Origin of the sequence: Bradyrhizobium sp. McL0615 (assembly GCF_049993905.1) — a bacterium.
In the GTDB taxonomy this organism is placed as follows: Bacteria; Pseudomonadota; Alphaproteobacteria; order Rhizobiales; family Xanthobacteraceae; genus Bradyrhizobium.
The window spans coordinates 510,610-530,698 of sequence record NZ_CP188254.1 but is presented as its reverse complement, the minus strand read 5'-3'; the positions used below and the strand labels follow the sequence as shown (position 1 = coordinate 530,698).

Genomic DNA, 20,089 nt, shown 5'->3' with positions numbered 1-20,089 from the left:
TCCCGAACTTGGTGAATCATACGGCCCGGCGCTACGCAAGTTCGCGGCCACGGCCCGTAAGCGGATGCGGATCGAGGGCGGGGGATATCGCCGCGACCATCTGCGCGCCCTGGCTCAGAGGGTCGAGGTTGACGACCGCGAGGTCCGCATCATGGATCGAAAAGCGATTTGCTCCGAACGCTCTCTGCGATTTCCGGCGTAAAATCGGCTACCGGCGGCGTTCGCAGTTCTGTTCTGAAATGGCGGAGAGGGAGGGATTCGAACCCCCGATAGGCTTGCACCTATGCCGCATTTCGAGTGCGGTGCATTCGACCACTCTGCCACCTCTCCAGGCGCCATGACGGGTGATTCCTCGACCCGCGGTCGGGGCGAGTTCTAGGCGAGGATGGCGGGCCGGGCAAGGCGGGGCGCCAAGAAATCCGCCCCCGCTTGGGGAAGCAAAAAGGAGCCCAAAATGGAGCATTTGACGGTTCAGGCCAATGGCGCGGCACTTCACGTGGTCCGCGTGGGCGCGGGGCGGCCGCTGCTGTTGCTGCATGGCTGGCCGGAATTCTGGCTGACCTGGGAGCCGGTCATGACGCGGCTCGCCGATCGCTTCACGCTGTATGCGCCCGACCTGCGCGGCTTCGGCGACAGCGACAAGCCCGACGGGCTGTTCGGGCCCGACCAGCAGGCCGCCGACATGCTGGCGCTGATGGATGCGCTTGGGCTGCCGCAGGCCGGCATCGTCGGTCACGATGTCGGCGGCGCCTTGATGCAGCCGCTGGCGCGAAAGGCGCCCGCGCGGATCGCCGGGCTGTTCTTCTTCGATTTCGTCTATCCTGGTATCGGGCCGCGGATGGCGGAGCCTGAGCGCCTCAACAACATCTGGTATCAATCCTTTCACCAGATGGAGATGGCGCCTGCCCTGATCGGCGCGAGCCGCGAAAGCTGCCGGCGCTATATCGGGCATTTCCTGAAAGCCTGGTCGCATCGCAAGCACGCCTTTGACGATCACCTCGACGCCTTCACCGACAATTTTCTCAAGGACGGAAACCTTGCCGGCGGCTTCGCGCATTACCGCGCAGCCCATGCCGGCCGGGTCAGGATGATGAAGGGCGAAGCGCCAACGCTAGCGCCGATTAGCGTGCCGACCTGTGTTCGCTGGGCCGAGCATGATCCGCTGTTTCCGTATCAATGGACCGACCGGCTCGGCGAGACCTTTACCAATCTCGATCTCGCGATGTTTCCCGATGTCGGCCACTTTCCCCATCGTGAGGATCCCGATCGCGCCGCATCTGAGATCGCGGCGTTCTTTACGCGCATCGGCTGGAGTTGAGCAAAGGGGGTGGGACCGCCAGACGCGACAAAAAACTGACGGTCCCGTGCCGCTGCTTTGAAATTCTGGCCGGGAAGTGCGGCTTCGCCAGCCAGCCGGAGCGACGAAACGACGGTAGCGACCGCAGTGGGAACGGCAACGCGAAGCCGGTTTTAACCTAACCAGTCAACCTTACTACCCGCGCAAAACGTTAATTCCGGAACTAGAGCGTGATCTCCGCGCAAACGCGTTCCGCGTTTGTTAGCTAAGGGAAAACCGGCACCCACTTTTCCGGATCATGTTCTAGTCCCGGCCCTTCTTCGACTTTTTCTCGTCCTTGCCGTTTTCCTTGCGCCGGTTGGTGAAGCGCGCATTGCCAAGCCCGGTGCCGATGGTCAGCACGCCCCAGCGCTCGACGTCCTGCATGAAGGGAACTTCGGAAAGGCCCTGCACCACGCCGTCATTGTGCATCAGCACGGCGGTGTCGTGATCGCCGATCTGCGGGATCGCTTCCACCAGGCTTGCCGGCAGGTTGAACTTTGAGCTCTCCCAATTGCCCGGCAGATTCTGCGCGCCCTTTTCGATCGAGCCGTCCCCGTTGATCACGCCGGGACAGGCGATGCCGATGAAGGGCGCGAGCTTGAGGCCTTCGGCCTCTGCGGTCGTGATCAGATCCTTCAGCATCTTGACCAGCCGCTTCACTGCGCCTTCACGCGTCGGCTCGTCGTCGGCATGCCGCCACAGCTCGGACTTCCAGACGTCGGCCTTGGAAAGGTCGGGCGCCTTCTTCCAGCGCGTCTCGACGACGCCGCAGCGGATATTGGTGCCGCCGATATCGACCGCGAGAATGCTGTCATGGCCCTCGAAGATCCATGACGGCGCCAAATGCAGCGTGCCGATCAGGCCGGCGTCATCGGGATGAAAGCGGATCGGCACCAGATCGACGTCGAAATCCTCGGCTTTAAGGATGATATCGGTGCGGGCGATGGCGAGTTCGCCGACCCGGCTCTGCCGAAAGCCGCCGCCGACCACGATGCGTTCGGTATCGGCCCACGCCTTGGTCTTGAGAAACCGCCCGGTCACATAGGCCAGTTCCTGGGCGAATTCCTCGATCGCACCGTGCACCAAGGCTGCGGCGGCGACATCGTCGCCAATCAGCGCCGCGTCGAGATCGCTTTTGGGGATCTCGTCTGTGCTCTTTTTGCCGAGGGGGTCGTCGCCGTTTTTCTTCAGCGGCTTGCGCAGGCTGTCCAGTATCTTACGGAAGGCCCCCTTGCTGGCGCGGTCGCCGAGAAAGCCTTCGTCATCCTTCAATTCGACGTTGAAACTGTCGACCTCGACCGACGGCAGCCTGGTGGCGCCGTGGCGGGCGATGCCCGTGGTCGTTATGGTGTCTTCTGCCATGTGCCTTGAGCCCCTGCCGGTTTTCGTTGGCGACAACGGGCGGGGAACCCTTTGGTTTCAATGAGAAGGGCGGGCGGCGAATGGCAAATCGCAAATAGAGAGCGCCGGGCGACGGGTAGCTGCCCCCTTCGCCACTCGCTATTCGCGGCCAAACCGTTCACTTTTGGCGGTTTTTTGGGCCATTTCGCCTTGACTCATAGCATTCGGCGGCTATAAGTCCCCGCATCCGGCGCGGGATTTCTCGCGCCGCTTGTTTTTGCGCGAATTCCTTGGGGGCTTGCTCCCCGGCCGCGCGAAAATCGTACCCATAACGACTGACCAAAAAGCCGACCCGGGCAAACCCTGTTGGGAATATGTCCGAGGCCGGGATCGAACACGAAGGAATAAAACGATGTTCGCAGTCATCAAAACCGGCGGCCGGCAATACCGCGTCGTTCCGGATGATGTGCTCGAGATAGGCAAGATCGCCGGCGATGTCGGCACGATCGTGCAGCTTGGCGAAGTTCTGGTGGTCGGCGGTGACACGCCGGTGCTGGGCATGCCGACGGTGGCAGGCGCTACCGTTGCGGCCGAAGTGCTGGACCACAAGCGCGGCCCCAAGGTGATCGCGTTCAAGAAGCGTCGCCGCAAGAATTCGCGCCGCAAGCGCGGCTATCGCGACGAGATCACGGTGCTTCGCATCACCGAGATCCTGACCGATAACGCCAAGCCTTCGATCGGCCCACGGCCGAAGCGGGAAAAGGTCGTAGTGCCCGCCGCCGATGGCGACGAGGCACCGGCCGCCAAGAAGAAGGCGCCCGCGAAAAAGGCTGCGGCGAAGCCCGCCGCAAAGAAGGCTCCGGCCAAGAAGGCCGCCGCGAAGAGCGACAAGAAGTGATGCGCTTCAACGAAAAGTTGAAGCGTGATTAAAAGTGAAATGATTCCGTCAAGGAATTGATCTAAAATTTAGCGAAGTCGGAGACGGGCCATGGCTCACAAAAAAGCAGGCGGTTCATCGCGAAACGGTCGCGATTCAGCGGGCAAGCGCCTGGGCATCAAGGCCTATGGCGGCGAGCACGTGATTCCCGGCAACATTATCGCGCGTCAGCGCGGCACCACCTGGCATCCCGGCCTTAATGTCGGCATGGGCACCGACCATACTCTCTTTGCCAAGGTCGAAGGTCATGTCGAGTTCCGTGCAAAAACCAACGGCCGCACTTTCGTATCGGTAGTTCCGATGGCGGAGGCGGCCGAATAGACGGTGGACACACATCCGAGTCCGCCGGGTCCTGTTGAACCGGCGGAGTCGAAAAGGGCTCCAAGGGGAGGCGGGAAACCGGCCTCCCCTTTTTATTTTTGCGCATTTTCGCAATCAGGAGCCCGACATGTTGCAGGACATCCCGATCTCAACGCCGGTCTTGCGTGAGGCAAGTAGCTGCGTCCTCGAGACCGAACGGCTGACATTGCGCCGGCCGACGCTCGCGGACGTAAAAGCGATTGCGCATCTCGCCAATGATGGCCGCATTGCGGAAAACACCCGCCGCCTCCCGCACCCCTATTTGCAGGATCACGCGGTCGAATTCGTACGCGCGACGTCCACCAATGACGGCGAGTCGGTGTTCTTGATCGAACAGAACTATTCGCCCGTCGGCATGGTCGGTATCGACCGCAGCGAACCGGACGCGCCGGAACTCGGCTACTGGCTCGGCGTCGAACATTGGGGCCAGGGTTTTGGCACCGAAGCCGCGCGCGCGGTGATCGACTTCTTCTTCGAGGAATTCGATGCCGAGCACCTGATTTCGGGCGCCCGCGTCGCCAATCCGGCCTCGCGCAACATCCTGGAGAAATGCGGCTTCCAGTGGAGCGGCGTCGAGTTGCACCGCTTCGAGGCGCTGGGATCCTCGACCCCGGTCGACCGCTTCCGCCTGACGCGCGGCGTGTGGTCGTCGCTGAAGAACTGGGGAAGTTCGACGCGGAGAGAGCGGTAGATCACTGCCGCTCAACAACAGATGTCGTCCCTGCGAACGCAGGGACCCATACGCCACGGCTCTTCAGTAGGGCGGTGGTGTTATAGCCTTCGTAACAAACTGGCATCGGTGGTTATGGGTCCCTGCGTTCGCAGGGACGACGGCTGTGCAAGTTGCTCACGCCGGCGGATTGACTACCGTTTCCTCGCGGCCCAGCTGCTGCTCGCGCAGGAAGATGTAGAAGCCGGCGCCGATGATGATCGCCGCGCCGATCAGGGTCGAGAGCGACGGCACATCGCCCCACACCACAAAGCCGAAGATCACCGCCCATACGATCATCGAATATTGATAAGGCACCACCACGCTCGCCGGCGCCAGTTTCAGCGAACGGTTGATGCACAGCAGCGCGACGACCGACGTAACTCCCGCCGCCGCAAACAGAGCCAGACTGCCGAGGGTCGGCGTCACCCAGCCGATCGGTGACATCAGCGCGCCGAGCAGAAACGTGCCGCCGAATTGCGACGTCGTCAGCACGATATCCGGGGTCGACCGCAGCGAGCGCGTGATCAGCATCAGGAACGCAAACGACAGGCTGCCGCCGAGCGCGATCATCGCGGGCCAGCTCACGGTCTGCGTGGACGGGCGCAGGGCGATCAGCACGCCGCAGAAGCCGATCAGAATCGCAGTCCAGCGCCGCCAGCCGACGTGCTCGCCGAGCACGATGCCCGACAATGCGGTGACGAAAATCGGCGAGGCCAGATAATAGGTGATGACGTCGGCGAGCGGCAGATAGACGGTGGCGAGAAAGAACGCGGCGACTTCGAGCGTCGACAGCAACACGCGAAGCAGCTGCAGCCAGGGCCGTTCGATACGTTTGAATTCGGCGCGCTGCCGCCAGATGATCGGCAGCAGCACGAGCAGCGCCGCGCAGGCGCGCAGCCACATCAACTGCCCGACCGAGTAGGTCGCGACCATGAATTTTCCGAGCGCATCGCCAAACGAGAACATGAAGATCGACAGCAGCATCAAGCCGATGCCGGCCAGCCGCGCGGAACGCTCGTCATAGGTGGAGATCTTGGCGAACAGGCTCATCAGGGATGCGGCGCTTCCTGCAGGCCGGACTTGTTCCGGCCATCGACGTTTCTTGTGTCGCTGTTTTAAGGGCGTGGATGCCCGGGACAAGCCCGGGCATGACGAATTGAACGAATTGCCGCAGCTCCACCCCTGCGGTACCGGTAGGTCGCATCAAAAAGAACGGCAGGAAACCCGACATGACCGACTTCGACCCCGGACAGCATCGCATGGTGCGCGAACAGCGCTGGTTCGAAGACTTCGTGCTCGGCGAACGTTTTGTGATTCCGAGCCGGACCCAGACCTCGGCGGTATTCGCCGCGTTCCAGACCGCGAGCGGCGACACCCATCCGATCCACTACGACGTCGAATATTGCCGCGCCCGCGGCATGCCGGACCTGCTCGCGCATGGGTTCCAGACCCTGATCCACACCGCGCCGGGGGCCGGGCTGTTTCCCTACATCGTCGAGGAATCGCTGGTCGGATTCCTCGAACAATCGAGCAAGTTCTTAAAGCCGGTCTATGCCGGCGACACCATCTATCCCGCGCTCGAAGTGACCGAACTGGTTCCCGGCCGCAGCACCGGCGTGGTGACGCTGCGCTCGACCGTGTTCAACCAGCGCAAGGAGCTGGTGCTGGAAGGAATGCAGAAGTTTCTGGTGCGGCGGCGGCCGACCTCATAAGAACCCCCGGCTTTCTGGGTCGAAATCGCAAAAGCGCCCCAAAATTAAGGCTTTTCGCCAATGTTTGGCGGCTTGAGGGTTGCCGCGAGGGCCCCCCTGCCTTACCTAGAAGCCATCATGAAATTCCTGGACGAGGCAAAGGTCTATATCCGCTCCGGCGACGGCGGTAACGGCTGCGTGGCGTTCCGCCGCGAAAAATTCATCGAGTTCGGCGGGCCCTCCGGCGGCAATGGCGGCCGCGGCGGCGACGTCATCGTCGAGGTCGTCGACGGACTGAACACGCTGATCGACTACCGCTACCAGCAGCATTTCAAGGCGCCGAAGGGCACCAATGGCATGGGCAAGGACCGCCATGGCGCCAACGGCAAATCGATCGTGCTGAAGGTGCCGGTCGGCACCCAGATTTTCGACGAAGACCGCGAAACGCTGATCCACGACTTCACCGAGCTCGGCGAAAAATTCGTGCTGGCCGAAGGCGGCAATGGCGGCTTCGGCAACGCCCATTTCAAATCCTCCACCAACCGAGCGCCGCGCAACGCCAATCCCGGCCAGGAGGGCGAAGAGCGCTGGATCTGGCTGCGGCTGAAACTGATAGCGGACGCCGGCCTCGTCGGTCTGCCCAATGCCGGCAAATCGACCTTCCTCTCCGCCGTCAGCGCCGCGAAACCGAAGATCGCGGACTATCCCTTCACCACGCTGCATCCGCAGCTCGGTGTCGTGAATGCAGGGGGCCGCGAATTCGTGCTCGCCGATATTCCCGGGCTGATCGAGGGCGCCCATGAAGGCGCCGGGCTCGGCGACCGCTTTCTCGGCCATGTCGAGCGCTGCCGCGTGCTGCTCCATCTGATCGACGCCACCTGCGAACATGCCGGCACGGCCTACAAGACGGTCCGGACCGAGCTCGAGGCCTATGAAGGGCATCTGGCCGACAAGATCGAGATCGTCGCGCTGAACAAGATCGACGCGGTGGCGCCTGACGAATTGAAGAAGCAGCGCGATCGCCTGAAACGCGCCGCGAAGAAAACGCCGCTGTTGCTCTCGGGCGTGACCGGCGAAGGCGTGCCGGAAGCGCTCAAGGCGCTGGTCGAGGTGATTGGCGAAGCTCCGGTTTCGCTGAAGGCCAAGGGCGGCCAGGCGGAGCCGTGGGCGCCGGTAACGCCGCCGCAGGGCTGATGCAAACCTGAGCCTGCGCCGGCCGCGCCACTTCCAAATCCGGGAGCTGGCGCGTATTGCTTCCGAACACCCGTATTATTCGACCGCACCCATGAAACGCCCCGCGCTCAAAAACTTTCGCCGCATCGTCGTCAAGGTCGGCTCCTCGTTGCTGATCGACTCCCATGCCGGCGAGGTGCGCTCGGCTTGGCTGTCCGCGCTGGCCGCCGATATCGCCAAGCTGCACGGCGAAGGCCGCGACGTCCTGGTGGTCTCATCGGGTTCGATTGCGCTCGGGCGCAGCCGCCTGAAATTGCCGCGCGGCCCGCTGAAGCTTGAGGAAAGCCAGGGTGCCGCCGCGGTCGGCCAGATCGCGCTGGCGCGGATCTGGTCGGAAGTGCTCGGGGCTCACGGCATCGGCGCCGGACAGATTTTGGTGACGCTGCAGGACACCGAGGAGCGCCGCCGCTATCTCAACGCCCGCTCGACGATCGCAAAACTGCTGGAATGGCGCGCGGTGCCCGTGATCAACGAGAACGACACGGTCGCCACCAACGAAATCCGCTACGGCGACAATGATCGCCTCGCCGCGCGCGTCGCCACCATGGCGAGCGCCGATCTCCTGATCCTGTTGTCCGATATCGACGGCCTCTATGACGCGCCGCCCGGCGCCAATCCCAACGCAAAACTGATTCCGATCGTCGAATCCGTCACCTCGGAGATCGAGGGTATGGCGGGCGCGGCCGAATCCGAATTGTCGCGCGGCGGCATGTTCACCAAGATCGAGGCGGCGAAGATCGCGACGACGTCAGGCACGCATATGCTGATCGCGTCGGGGAAGATCGAGCATCCATTGCAGGCGATATCAGATGGCGGGCGCTGCACCTGGTTCCTGACGCCGGCCAATCCTGTCACCGCGCGCAAACGCTGGATTGCTGGCTCGCTGGAGCCCAAGGGCACGCTGACCATCGATGCCGGCGCGGTCGCCGCACTCCGTGCGGGCAAAAGCCTGCTGCCGGCCGGCGTGATCCGGATCGACGGCCAGTTCGCCCGCGGCGATGCCGTCGTGGTGCGCGGCCCCGACACCCACGAGATCGGCCGCGGCCTCGTCGCCTACGACGCCGAGGACGCCGAAAAGGTCAAAGGCCGCTCCTCGCCGGACGTGATGGCAATCCTCGGCATCTCAGGCCGGGCGGAGATGATCCACCGGGATGACCTCGTGGTGGGGCCGGCCGGGGCCATTCCGGCAAAGTAAGCCACTGGCCGAGCTGCCTGTTTCGGATTCGCCAATCAGCCATGCCGGTTCCGGACCTCGCAAGAGCGGGATTTCCGTGCTAGGACATAGCCTTACTCGAGACTTGAGACCTCTGAATGACCGCTCCCCTCAAGGCAATTGACGGCAACGCCGATCTGCCCGCTCTGATGACCGACCTCGCTGCCCAGGCGCGCGCGGCCGCGCGGGTGCTGGCGCTGGCGCCGCCGGAGCAGAAGGATCGTGCGCTTCAGGCCATCGAACGGGCGATCCGCGCCAACTCAGCAAAGATCCTGGCGGCCAATGCCGAGGATGTGGCGGAAGCACGCGCCAGCGGCGCAACCTCTGCCTTCGTCGATCGCCTGACGCTGACGCCAGCGCGGATCGATTCCATGGCTGATGGCGTCGCCACAGTGCGCGGCATTCCCGATCCGGTCGGCGCCGTCACCGAGAGCTGGCAGCGGCCAAACGGCATGACCATCGAGCGCGTGCGCGTGCCGCTCGGCGTCATCGGCGTGATCTTCGAAAGCCGTCCCAATGTCGCGGCCGATGCCGGCGTGCTGTGCCTGAAGTCCGGCAACGCCGTGATCCTGCGCGGCGGCTCCGACAGTTTTCGTTCCTGCCGTGCCATCCATGACTGCCTGGCGCAGGGGCTTCGCGAGGCGGGCCTTCCCGAGGCCGCAATCACGCTGGTGCCGACGCGCGACCGTGCGGCCGTCGGCCTGCTGCTCACCGGATTGAACAGCGGCGTCGATGTGATCGTGCCGCGCGGCGGCAAGAGCCTTGTCGCACGCGTCGAGGCGGAAGCCCGCGTGCCTGTGTTCGCGCATCTGAAAGGCGTCAACCACGTCTATGTCGATCGTTCGGCCGATCTCGAAATGGCGAAGAAGATCGTGCTCAATGCCAAGATGCGCCGTCCCGGCGTCTGCGGCGCCGCCGAGACCCTGCTGGTCGATCGCGCCGGTGCTGCCACGAGCCTGAAGCCGCTGGTCGAGATGCTGATCGATGCCGGCTGCGAGGTGCGCGGCGACGACGCCGTGCAGAAGATCGATGCGCGTGTGAAGCCCGCCTCCGACGAGGATTGGGACACCGAGTATGAAGACGCGATTATCTCGGCAAGGGTCGTCGACGGCCTCGACGAGGCGATCGCGCATATCCACAATCACGGCTCGCATCATACCGATGCGATCGTGGCCGAAGACGCCGGCGCTGCGCAGAAATTCCTCAACGAAGTCGATTCCGCGATCGTGCTGCACAACGCATCGACGCAGTTTGCCGATGGCGGCGAGTTCGGCTTCGGCGCGGAGATCGGGATTGCCACCGGCAAATTCCACGCCCGCGGTCCGGTCGGCGCCGAGCAGCTGACGAGCTTCAAATATCGCATTCACGGCACCGGGCAGACGCGGCCGTGACCAGAACCCAGCGCGTGCGGTGACCCGGTTGATGCAATCGCAATCTGCCGCGCAAGCCATCCCCTTCCACACCAGGGGCATGCGCATCGGCCTGCTCGGGGGCTCGTTCAATCCGCCGCACGCAGCACATCGCGCCATCAGCCAGTTTGCGCTGAAACGCCTGAAGCTCGATCGCGTCTGGTGGCTGCTGACGCCCGGCAATCCGCTCAAGGACACCGGCCGGCTGCACGGAATGTCCGAACGCGCGCGCGCCGCGCTCGACGTCGCCGACGATCCGCGCATCGATATCAGCTGTCTCGAAGCTGTCATCGGCACCAGGTACACTGTCGACACGATCATTCATTTGCGCCGCCGCGTTTCCGGCGTGCGCTTCGTCTGGATCATGGGCGCCGACAATCTCGCGCAGTTCCATCGCTGGAAGGATTGGCGGCGCATCGCTTCCGAGGTGCCGATCGCCGTGATCGACCGTCCGCCGCAGAGTTTCCGGGCGCTCGCAGCCCCCGCCGCGCAGGCGCTGGCGCGCTACCGTGTGCCTGAGAACCAGGCGGCCCGGCTAGCCGATCAGCAGGCCCCTGCCTGGGTTTTCCTCACCGGCATGAAACTGAACCTGTCGTCCACCGGGCTTCGGAACTCCGACGGGAGCTGGAAGGCAAAGAAGTGACAGTTTGGTTCGAACCGGCCGTGGGATTCACTGGAATATTGAAACCATTAACCCCACATGCCTAATATAGTCGGCGGACGTCAGGATTCGGCGTTCGCGATACAGTGAAAGGAATGGTCCCTGGCCACATCTGTATTGTCCAAGTCTGTTTTACCCAAGGCGACTGGTAGCAAGACGAGCAAGACTCCTGGCAAGTCTGCCAAGACCCCGCGTAAAACATCGACGCAAGCTGCGGCCTTGAAGGCGCAACCCGACGCCGACAAGACGCTGAATGTGATCCTCTCCCGCCTCGACGATATGAAGGCGGAAGAAACGATCACCATCGACCTTCGCGGCAAATCCGCATTTTCCGACTACATGATCGTCACCACAGGCCGGGCCAACCGGCATGTCGGCGCGATCGCGGAAAACGTCACCAAAGCCCTGAAGGAAAACGGCATCAAGAACATCCATGTCGAGGGCTTGCCCAATTGCGACTGGGTGCTGATTGATTCCGGCGATGTGGTCGTGCACGTGTTCAGACCCGAGGTACGCGAATTCTACAATCTCGAAAGGTTGTGGACGCAAAACCCGGCGGCGGCGGCGATCTGAACGCCAGGCCGATGCGAATCGGCTGAAGCGCATGTAGTCTGCCTGACGTGCGCCAAAAAGCGCGCGTGCCGGAAAGTGCACGCCAGAAACAGCATTCATGCGCCTTGTCGTGGTCTCAATTGGCCGGCTGAAGCAGGGTCCGGAGCAGGAACTGGCCGAACGCTATCGCGAGCGTTTCGAGGATATCGGCCGCAAGCTCGGCTTTCGCGGCCTCGCGATTCATGAAATTCCCGAAAGCCGCGCGCGCGACACCGCGACCCGGATATCGGAGGAAGCCACGGCGATTGCGGCGGCAATACCGGAGAAATCCGTGCTGGTGGCGCTGGACGAGCATGGCAAGAGCATCGATAGCGCGAGTTTCGCCCGGCATCTCGGCGATTGGCGGGATCAAGGGATTGCCAACACAATTTTCGCGATCGGCGGCGCGGACGGACTTTCGCCCGATTTGCAGCGCAAGGCTAAATTACGCATTGCGTTCGGCTCGGCGACCTGGCCGCATCAAATGGTCCGCGTCATGCTTCTTGAACAGATTTACCGGGCCGCGACCATTCTGGCCGGCCACCCCTACCATCGTGCCTAGGCACGGTGACGTGAATACGGACAACGCCGAATAGACCGGATGCATTCAACGCGGGACATTCACTCATTCGACACCACAGGCGGCGGCAGGCCGCTGATGTCGGCTGTCTCGCTTTCCGTGCTGCTGCTTTCCGCTAGCCTCGCCGCGGCATCGCTTTCGCCGGCGGTAGCGCAGTCCGCAGCCCCCGGACAGCAAGCGACGGCCGTTTCTCCCGATGCCATCAAGCAGCGCGAGGAGGAACTGGAGGCGACGCGCGAGCAGCAGCGCAAGGCGGCCGAGCTGCAGCAGAAACTAAAGGCCGATATCGCGGCCATCGGTCAGGACCGCTCCAAGCTCAACCAGCAACTGATCGACATCGCTACCCAGGTGCGCACCGTCGAGACCCGTATCGGCGAGACCGAGGTCGAGCTGCGCCCGCTCGACAGCCGCGAACAGGCGGTCAGGGCTTCGCTCGATTCACGCCGCGCCGAAATCGTCGAGGTGCTGGCGGCGCTGCAACGCGCCGGCCGGCGCACGCCGCCGGCGCTGCTGGTCCGGCCCGAAGACGCGCTGCAATCGCTGCGCACCGCCATGCTGCTTGGATCCGTCGTGCCCGAATTGCGCGGCCGCGCGGAGAAGCTCGCCGCCGATCTCGGCGAGCTGGTGAATTTGCGCCAGCGCATCGCCACCAAGCGCGACGATCTGGCGCGGAATCGCGACAAGTTGAAGGACGATTCCGTCAGGCTGGCTGCGCTGGTGGAAGAACGACAGCGCAAGCAGAGCGCGATCGAAAAGGACGTCGAGGCCGAAGGCGCGCGCGCCATTAACCTTTCCAGGCAGGTCGAAGGCCTGCAGGGCCTGATCACGAAAATGGAGCAGGACCTGAAGAGCGCGGCCAAGGCGGCCGCAACCGCCAGCCTGCAGGGCGCTCCGGCTGCTCCGGGCGGCAAACCCAACCTGGGCGCGCTGAAGGACCCTGCCCGATTGAGCCCGGCCATCGCCTTTGCCTCCGCCAAGGCCCTGTTTTCGTTCCCGGTTAACGGCCGCAAGATTCGCGAATTTGGCGGTTCCGACGGTGCGGGTGGCGTAGAAAAAGGCATTTCCTTGGCAACCAAGGCCGGGGCTCAGGTCACAACACCGTGTGACGGCTGGGTTGTTTACGCTGGACCCTTCCGCAGCTATGGACAACTCTTGATCCTCAATGCCGGGGGCGGGTATCATGTCCTGATCGCCGGGATGGAGCGCATTTCGGTAAACATCGGCCAGTTTGTATTAACGGGAGAGCCGGTCGCGACCATGGGGACAACGTCCCAGGTTGCATCCATTCTCGCGACGACCGCGAGCCAGCCGGTGCTCTATGTCGAGTTCCGTAAGGACGGCACTCCAATCGACTCAGGCCCATGGTGGGCCGCTAACGAAGGCGAAAAGGTTCGCGGATGATGCGCAAGACTTCTGTAATTCTTCTCAGCGCCGCCACCGGTGCGGCTTTGACGCTCTTCGTTACACAGCCTCGTTCCATACTGATGGGATCGAGTGCGCGTGCGGCCACCTCGGACACTTACCGCCAGCTCAATCTGTTCGGCGACGTGTTCGAGCGCGTGCGCAGCGACTATGTCGAGAAGCCCGACGACTCCAAGCTGGTCGAATCGGCGATCTCCGGCATGCTGGCCGGCCTCGATCCGCATTCGAGCTACATGGATGCAAAGAGTTTTCGCGACATGCAGGTGCAGACCCGCGGTGAATTCGGCGGACTCGGCATCGAGGTCACGATGGAAGACGGCCTGATCAAGGTGGTCTCGCCGATCGACGACACCCCGGCCTCGAAGGCCGGCATCATGGCCAACGACATCATCACCAATCTCGACGACGAAGCCGTGCAGGGTCTCACCCTCAATCAGGCGGTCGAGAAGATGCGCGGACCGGTCAACACCAAGATCCGCCTCAAGATCATCCGCAAGGGCTCGGACAATCCGATCGAAGTTACCCTGGTGCGCGACAACATCCGCGTCCGCTCGGTGCGCGCCCGCGTCGAACAGGACGACATCGCCTATATCCGCGTCACCACCTTCAACGAGCAGACCACCGAAGGCCTGAAGCGCGAGATCGGCAACCTCTCGAATCAGCTCGGCGACAAGCTGAAGGGCTACATCATCGATCTCCGAAACAACCCCGGCGGCTTGCTGGAGGAAGCGGTCACCGTTTCCGACACCTTCCTGGAGCGCGGCGAGATCGTTTCGACCCGCGGCCGCAATGCCGAGGAAACCCAGCGCCGCGCCGCCCATTCGGGCGACCTGACCAAGGGCAAGCCGATCATCGTGCTGGTCAATGGCGGCTCCGCCTCGGCCTCCGAAATCGTCGCCGGCGCGCTGCAGGACCACAAGCGAGCCACGCTGGTCGGCACGCGCTCGTTCGGCAAGGGCTCGGTGCAGACCATCATTCCGCTCGGCAGTGGCAATGGCGCGCTGCGGCTCACCACCGCGCGCTATTACACGCCGTCAGGCAAATCGATCCAGGCCAAGGGCATCGTGCCCGACATCGAAGTGCTGCAGGACGTGCCGGAAGAATTGAAGGCGCGCACCGACACCAAGGGTGAAGCCTCGCTGCGCGGCCATCTGAAGAACGACGGCGACGAGAAGACCGGCTCGCAATCCTACGTGCCGCCGGACGCCAAGGACGACAAGGCGCTGAAGGCCGCCGCCGACCTGCTGCATGGCATCAAGTCGACCGCAACTGCAACGCCGGCAACCGGCGACAAGGCAGCGGTCGAAAAGCCGGCCACCAAGGCCGCTAACTGATCGGCTCCAGCACACAGCATTTGAAAAAAGGGCGGCCTTCGGGTCGCCCTTTTTGCTGGGCGGTGGAGTAGCCGCGCCATCCGCGATTCGGCCAAGACAGGGACCGCGGCGGAACTGCCGTGGCCCTGCCCCGCCGTGGTATCGTCGGCCCCGGTGATTCGGGGAGGGCCATGACGGAAACGACCGACGATCTGAGCGCGCCGCTCGGACAGAAGACAGAGCGCCAGAAGCGCCGGTTCCGGCTGCCCTTCACTGCGATGCAGGCGCTGGCAGTGCTGTTTGGCCTGTTCCTGGTCGTGTTCTTCGCCGTCGCGCTTTTCGCCGACAACCCGTTTGGCGGCGAGCCGGTCGCCCGCATCGCGCTGCGCAATCCGGGGGATGAAAAGCTACCCGCGGCGGCCTCCGGCCGCCCCGAGCCGGCTGCGAAATCTGGTCCGCAGGCTCCAGCCGGCGACAACAAGACCGTCACCATCATCGACGGCTCCAGCGGCAAGCGCCAGGACATCGTGATTGGCGGCGATGCGGCCGACAAAAGCGGCGCAGAGCCCGCGCCGTCGATGGCCATGACCGGCATCGACCAGCGGCTGCTGGAAAAGTCCAAGTACGGCATGATCCCGATGGTTGCCGACGGCCTGAAGCCCTTTACCGTCTATGCGGCCGACGCCGACCGCGCCAAGGCCGCCAAGATGCCCGTCGTCGCCATCGTCGTCGGCGGGCTCGGGGTCGGTGCCGCCAAGACGGCCGATGCCATCATGAAGCTGCCGCCGGCCGTGACGCTGGCATTCACCCCCTACGGGGCGGACCCCGCCAAGCTCGCCGAGCGGGCCCGGGCGCAGCGCCACGAGATCCTGCTTCAGGTTCCGATGGAGCCGTTCGACTATCCCGACAATGACCCCGGCCCGCAGACCCTGCTCACGACGCTGCCGCCGGAGCAGAACATCGATCGGCTGTACTGGCACCTCAGCCGGTTCCAGGGCTACGCGGGGATTGCCAATTTCATGGGGGCGCGTTTCACGGCCACCGACGCCGTGATGCAGCCGATCATCCGCGAGGCGGCCAAGCGCGGTCTCGGTTATCTCGATGACGGCTCCTCGCCGCGCAGCGCCGCACCGTCCCTGACGGCGGCCCAATCGATGCCCTTCGCCAAGGCCGATTTCACCATCGATGCCGTGCCGACCTCGGCCGAGATCGACCGGACGCTGGTCAAGCTGGAGACGCTCGCCAAAGAGCGAGGGCTGGCCGTGGGCATAGCCTCGGCGTTGCCGATTTCAATCGAGCGGCTGGCCGCCTGGATCAAGACACTCGACAGCCGTGGCATCATGCTTGTGCCATTGACAACGGCGATGCTGAAATCAAAATCAGGCTAGAGATCAAGCCGATGGCGGCGATCCGGAATTTTCCGGACTGCGTCGGATCGACCAATTGCGGGCGGATGTGGCTTGATGCAAGCAAGGGAATCGTGAGGGACATGGCGCGCTACGAGGACCTGCCATACCGGACCTGTGTCGGCATGATGCTGATCAATGCGGCCGGGCTGGTCTTCATTGGCCGCCGCGCCGGCGGCATCGAACATGTCGATGAAACCCACGTCTGGCAGATGCCGCAGGGGGGCGTCGATCCCGGCGAAGACACCTGGGAGGCCGCCAAGCGCGAGCTTTACGAGGAAACCAGCGTCCGCTCGGTTGAGAAGCTGGGCGAAGTCCCGGATTGGCTGATCTACGACATTCCACGCACGGTGGCCGGCCGCGCCTGGAAGGGCCGCTACCGCGGGCAACGGCAGAAATGGTTCGCGGTGCGCTTTACCGGCAAGGACGCTGAAATCAATGTCTCAAGCCCTGGCGGCGGCGGACACAAGGCCGAATTCGTGAACTGGCGCTGGGAGCCGATGAAGAATCTCCCGAACCTGATCGTTCCGTTCAAGCGGCCGGTCTACGAGCGCGTGGTCAAGGAATTCTCCGGCCTCGCGGGCGGCTAGTTCTTTTCATGTCGAACGCACTGTCTTCGCGCTACACACGGTAACCCCTCAAACGCCATGTCCGACAAACCCTATCGGCCCAATGTGGGGATTGCGCTGTTCAACACCTCCGGCGAGGTGCTGATTGGGCGGCGCTTCCGGGACGACGGACCGGAAATCATTCTTCCCGGGCTGGAATGGCAGATGCCGCAGGGCGGCATCGACGCCGACGAGAACCCGCGCGAGGCCGTCATGCGCGAGCTCTGGGAGGAGACCGGGGTGGTCGGCGCCGAATATCTCGGCGAGACCGATTGGATAAAATATGAATTTCCACCCTACGACGGACCGGGCACGCATCGCCTGGCCCAGTTCCGCGGGCAACGGCAGAAGTGGTTCGCGCTGCGGTTCACCGGCCGCGACGATGAGATCGACCCGCTGACACCGCGTAACGGCCAGCCGGCCGAATTCGATTCGTGGCGCTGGGAACGGCTCGATCGCGTCGCCGACCTCGTGGTGCCGTTCCGGCGCGAGGTGTACCGGATGGTGGCCCGTGAATTTACGGGGTTCGCCCGATAGGTTTGCACGGCCGGGCCGGGCTGGCGATTACCTTTTGGCGGCGACCTTTCGCCAAATCTTTGCATTCCGTTCACAGAAAACGCCGATGCCGCCGACGGCTCGCCGTCTGCGAACCTTTTGCCATCGTGCGCAGACTAATGGGCACAGCCTTGAATAATTCACGCCGTTCGGTGTCTTGCCTCACATGATGGAAGTGACTGTAACCAAGCGCCGCCGCAGTTGGGAGTGGCGGGTTCTCGCGCAGAATGGCACGCTGCTCATGCACGGGCGCGAGCGTAGCCGTCCGGCTGCCCGCTACCAGGGTTACCGGAGCCTGTTCCTGCTATTGGCCATCGGCCGGAGGCCCGCTGCCTTCACGGCTTCCGAGACTTTCCCAACAACAGATCAATCGAATTCAGGCGCCAGCACGTCGTGGTCTAGTTAGGCCCGACCGAAAATGGGCCAATCGCAACGACCTGGCAATTGCTGTCACGCTTGACGCATTCGGCAAGCGCAGCATTGACCGCAGCCTGTTCGGTCGCCGCCTTCAATCCCAACCCTGGACGGCCCGCCGTACCGACCGCAACGGCATTCCAGCCACTCGAAGCATCCGCGAGCCGGCGCGCGACGTCGTCGCGCGCGTCGGCTGAGATCATCGTATTGCCGGCAGCCTTGAAGAAGCCGGTTATCTTGAGCGAGGCCGGAATCGGAACCACGAAATTATCGTTGAGCGCGACGATCGTGCAGGGGACGCCGGCGATTCCGCCGCATGACTCCAGGGCACGCCGTACGGCTTCCTCGACACTATCAAGCGCAATAGGAAAGAAAAGTGCGCCGCCGGGGCCCAGCGCGAGCGCCTTGTTCTTTCGCGCCTGCGCATAGATCGCCTCAAGCCGCGCCTTGCCGCCGTCGCGGACGAGCGGGACAGTCCTGGCGGCGAAGGGCTGTTCGGTCGCGGCGTCGTGTCTGATCCAGGGCAGTGGCGGCATTGGCGGCCGGCCGGGCGCATAAACGACGGCGTCGCCAACCGCGTAGAGTTCGCATTTGCGCGGCGACTGCACCGCATCGGCGCGCTTCTGGCACTGCTCCACCGCGGCCGATTTCGCAGCCTCCTCGCTCGGTTGAGCGGTGACGAAAGCGTTGGACCCGCCGACATTGAGCGAGAATGCCTTGAAATCGGCAGCCGCCGCGTAGTCGGAAGCGAGCGTGGCGCGCACCTTGTCACTAATGAAGGGAATGCTGGCGGCGGCGAATTTGTCCGACGATACGGCCATCGGCGACGAAGGCGGCGGCACGATTGCGGCCGTTGCGGCAGGGACCGGCGCTGAAGCAGCAGCCGGTGAAGCCGCTGCCGGCGGAGCCGCCGCGGCGACCGGCGGCGGATTCGGAGCACTGCCTGCCGCGGCGACCTTTGATGGCGCCGACGTTTCAAGCTGGGTGAAATAAAGAAAGCCACCGACACCGATCGCGGCCAGGCTGACCACGGTGACCGCAACCGGCCACATCCAGTTCGGCTGCGCCGCGCCTTGCGCCTTCGCCGGCTTCTTGACCTGCGGCGTCGAATAGGTACCGTCTTCGCGGCGCATCGCGACCATGTAGGCGTGCACCGGCGTCGGGATGTTCTTCACCTCCTGCGCGCCGATGTCAGCAAACTGCACCGACAGCTTGTTGGCGACCTGCTCGTGCACCGCGCGCGAGATACAGATGCCGCCGACTTCGGCGAGGCCCTCCAGGCGGGCCGCGATGTTGACGCCATCGCCCAGCAGATCGCCATCGCGTTCGACCACGTCGCCGATCGTGATGCCGATGCGAAAGGCCATCTGCCGGCTGGGCGGATAAGCCATGTTGCGGGTACGGAGACTCTCCTGGATATCGATCGCGCAGCGCACAGCTTCGACCGCGCTCGGAAATTCGGCGAGCACGGCGTCGCCAGCGGTATTGAAAATGCGGCCGCCGCCCTTGGCGATGAAATCGTCGGTCACCTGACGGTAGGACGCCAGCCTGCGCAGCGTCTCCTCTTCGTCCTCGGCGACCAGCCTGGAGTAGCCGGCAATATCGGCCGCAAAAATCGCCGCGATCTTGCGTTTCATCGAAAGCAGCCCCGAACCACGATCTGGTGCGGCAGAATGCCGCCAGAAGTTCCCCGGCGCAACCATAGCGGTTCCGAGCAGCGCCCGGGGAGCGGCGTCACGAGAGAAAATGCGGCCGCAAAAAGCTAAGCGCCCGTCACGGGGTGACGAGCGCTGGCTTTAGCGGGGCCTTCAGGATGCCCCGGAGTGGTACCCCGGGGCTTAGTGCATAGCCGTCGAAGTGAGCTCCTGCTGGATGCTCTTGTAGTGGTCCAGCCGCTCGATCGCGCTATCGAGTTCGGAGCCTTCCTTTTCGGCGAGCTTGGCTTCCATCTCGGCAATCGACTCGGCGAACTGCGCGCGGTCGATATCTTCCAGCGAGGTAGCGACGTCAGCGAGCACGGTGAGGCCGTTGTCCGACATCTCGGCAAGGCCGCCGAGCACGATCACCTTCTGACGGGTGCCGCCGGCGATGATGGTCAAGATGCCCGGGCGGATCGCGGCGACGACAGGCGCGTGTCCGGCGAGCACGCCGAAATCGCCTTCCAAGCCGGGAACGTCAACCTGATCGACCTCGCCGGAGAAGGCGAGCTTTTCGGGAGAGACGAGATCGAAATGAAAGGTAGCCATTGAAAACCTGCGAGTAGCGAGTGGGAAGAATGGGAGCGCGCTAATCGCTACTCCCTAT

20 protein-coding genes and 1 tRNA gene are annotated in these 20,089 nt (G+C 63.7%); 16 read left to right on the top strand and 5 right to left on the bottom strand.

Features of this window, described 5'->3' with window-relative positions:
• Positions 1-240: 240 nt before the first annotated feature.
• A tRNA-Ser gene (locus ACPPVP_RS02490) sits at positions 241-330 on the bottom strand.
• A gap of 124 nt (positions 331-454) precedes the next feature.
• Between ACPPVP_RS02490 and ACPPVP_RS02485 the strand changes: the two genes are divergently transcribed.
• The gene (locus ACPPVP_RS02485; protein WP_426530981.1) at positions 455-1,318 is read left to right on the top strand and encodes an alpha/beta fold hydrolase; all 864 of its coding nucleotides are present in this window, start codon (positions 455-457) and stop codon (positions 1,316-1,318) included.
• Positions 1,319-1,600: 282 nt separating this feature from the next.
• Here the strand turns inward: ACPPVP_RS02485 and ACPPVP_RS02480 are convergent, their stop codons facing one another.
• Positions 1,601-2,701 (bottom strand): ROK family protein, encoded by a 1,101-nt coding sequence (locus tag ACPPVP_RS02480; RefSeq protein ID WP_426530979.1) that lies wholly within the window; start codon positions 2,699-2,701, stop codon positions 1,601-1,603.
• A gap of 391 nt (positions 2,702-3,092) precedes the next feature.
• Here ACPPVP_RS02480 and rplU point away from each other — a divergent pair, with 391 nt between their 5' ends.
• From rplU to ACPPVP_RS02465, 3 genes are all read left to right on the top strand, one after another.
• Complete coding sequence (rplU, locus tag ACPPVP_RS02475; RefSeq protein WP_426530977.1) at positions 3,093-3,578, top strand: 50S ribosomal protein L21; 486 nt, start codon at positions 3,093-3,095, stop codon at positions 3,576-3,578.
• A gap of 90 nt (positions 3,579-3,668) precedes the next feature.
• Positions 3,669-3,938, top strand: a complete 270-nt coding sequence (gene rpmA / locus ACPPVP_RS02470; protein ID WP_426530975.1) for a 50S ribosomal protein L27 — start codon at positions 3,669-3,671, stop codon at positions 3,936-3,938.
• A 127-nt stretch (positions 3,939-4,065) separates the two neighbouring features.
• A complete protein-coding gene (locus tag ACPPVP_RS02465) occupies positions 4,066-4,668 on the top strand; it encodes a GNAT family N-acetyltransferase (protein WP_426530973.1) in 603 nt (200 codons plus the stop codon).
• Between the two features lie 156 nt (positions 4,669-4,824).
• Here the strand turns inward: ACPPVP_RS02465 and ACPPVP_RS02460 are convergent, their stop codons facing one another.
• Positions 4,825-5,739: a DMT family transporter gene (locus tag ACPPVP_RS02460; RefSeq protein WP_426530971.1), complete on the bottom strand. Its 915-nt coding sequence runs from the start codon at positions 5,737-5,739 to the stop codon at positions 4,825-4,827.
• Between the two features lie 179 nt (positions 5,740-5,918).
• On the opposite strand from ACPPVP_RS02460, the gene ACPPVP_RS02455 reads away from it, so the two are divergent.
• From ACPPVP_RS02455 to ACPPVP_RS02400, 12 genes are all read left to right on the top strand, one after another.
• Entirely contained in the window at positions 5,919-6,401 is a 483-nt protein-coding gene (locus ACPPVP_RS02455; RefSeq protein ID WP_426530969.1) for a MaoC family dehydratase, read from the top strand.
• Positions 6,402-6,518: 117 nt separating this feature from the next.
• On the top strand, positions 6,519-7,574 hold the full coding sequence (gene obgE / locus ACPPVP_RS02450) for a GTPase ObgE (RefSeq protein ID WP_426530967.1): 1,056 nt from the start codon (positions 6,519-6,521) through the stop codon (positions 7,572-7,574).
• A 91-nt stretch (positions 7,575-7,665) separates the two neighbouring features.
• Positions 7,666-8,808 carry a glutamate 5-kinase gene (proB, locus tag ACPPVP_RS02445; RefSeq protein WP_426530965.1) on the top strand — a complete coding sequence of 381 codons (1,143 nt, stop codon included), beginning with the start codon at positions 7,666-7,668 and terminating at the stop codon, positions 8,806-8,808.
• A gap of 116 nt (positions 8,809-8,924) precedes the next feature.
• Positions 8,925-10,217 carry a glutamate-5-semialdehyde dehydrogenase gene (locus ACPPVP_RS02440; RefSeq protein ID WP_426530964.1) on the top strand — a complete coding sequence of 431 codons (1,293 nt, stop codon included), beginning with the start codon at positions 8,925-8,927 and terminating at the stop codon, positions 10,215-10,217.
• 31 nt (positions 10,218-10,248) lie between these two features.
• The gene (locus ACPPVP_RS02435; protein WP_426530962.1) at positions 10,249-10,878 is read left to right on the top strand and encodes a nicotinate-nucleotide adenylyltransferase; all 630 of its coding nucleotides are present in this window, start codon (positions 10,249-10,251) and stop codon (positions 10,876-10,878) included.
• Between the two features lie 237 nt (positions 10,879-11,115).
• Complete coding sequence (gene rsfS, locus ACPPVP_RS02430) at positions 11,116-11,469, top strand: ribosome silencing factor (protein WP_426530960.1); 354 nt, start codon at positions 11,116-11,118, stop codon at positions 11,467-11,469.
• Between the two features lie 97 nt (positions 11,470-11,566).
• A complete protein-coding gene (gene rlmH, locus ACPPVP_RS02425; protein ID WP_426530958.1) occupies positions 11,567-12,049 on the top strand; it encodes a 23S rRNA (pseudouridine(1915)-N(3))-methyltransferase RlmH in 483 nt (160 codons plus the stop codon).
• A gap of 39 nt (positions 12,050-12,088) precedes the next feature.
• Complete coding sequence (locus ACPPVP_RS02420; protein ID WP_426530956.1) at positions 12,089-13,468, top strand: murein hydrolase activator EnvC family protein; 1,380 nt, start codon at positions 12,089-12,091, stop codon at positions 13,466-13,468.
• Positions 13,465-14,823, top strand: a complete 1,359-nt coding sequence (locus ACPPVP_RS02415; RefSeq protein WP_426530954.1) for a S41 family peptidase — start codon at positions 13,465-13,467, stop codon at positions 14,821-14,823. The genes ACPPVP_RS02420 and ACPPVP_RS02415 overlap by 4 nt, the downstream gene beginning before the upstream one ends.
• Positions 14,824-14,993: 170 nt before the next feature.
• Positions 14,994-16,190 carry a divergent polysaccharide deacetylase family protein gene (locus ACPPVP_RS02410; protein ID WP_426530952.1) on the top strand — a complete coding sequence of 399 codons (1,197 nt, stop codon included), beginning with the start codon at positions 14,994-14,996 and terminating at the stop codon, positions 16,188-16,190.
• A 101-nt stretch (positions 16,191-16,291) separates the two neighbouring features.
• Entirely contained in the window at positions 16,292-16,798 is a 507-nt protein-coding gene (locus ACPPVP_RS02405; protein WP_426538403.1) for an RNA pyrophosphohydrolase, read from the top strand.
• A 57-nt stretch (positions 16,799-16,855) separates the two neighbouring features.
• Entirely contained in the window at positions 16,856-17,353 is a 498-nt protein-coding gene (locus ACPPVP_RS02400; protein WP_426530950.1) for an RNA pyrophosphohydrolase, read from the top strand.
• Between the two features lie 416 nt (positions 17,354-17,769).
• Here the strand turns inward: ACPPVP_RS02400 and ACPPVP_RS02395 are convergent, their stop codons facing one another.
• Together ACPPVP_RS02395 and ACPPVP_RS02390 are read right to left on the bottom strand one after the other, a co-directional pair.
• Positions 17,770-19,422 (bottom strand): adenylate/guanylate cyclase domain-containing protein, encoded by a 1,653-nt coding sequence (locus ACPPVP_RS02395; protein ID WP_426530948.1) that lies wholly within the window; start codon positions 19,420-19,422, stop codon positions 17,770-17,772.
• Between the two features lie 201 nt (positions 19,423-19,623).
• A complete protein-coding gene (locus ACPPVP_RS02390; protein ID WP_426530946.1) occupies positions 19,624-20,031 on the bottom strand; it encodes a F0F1 ATP synthase subunit epsilon in 408 nt (135 codons plus the stop codon).
• Positions 20,032-20,089 lie beyond the last annotated feature (58 nt).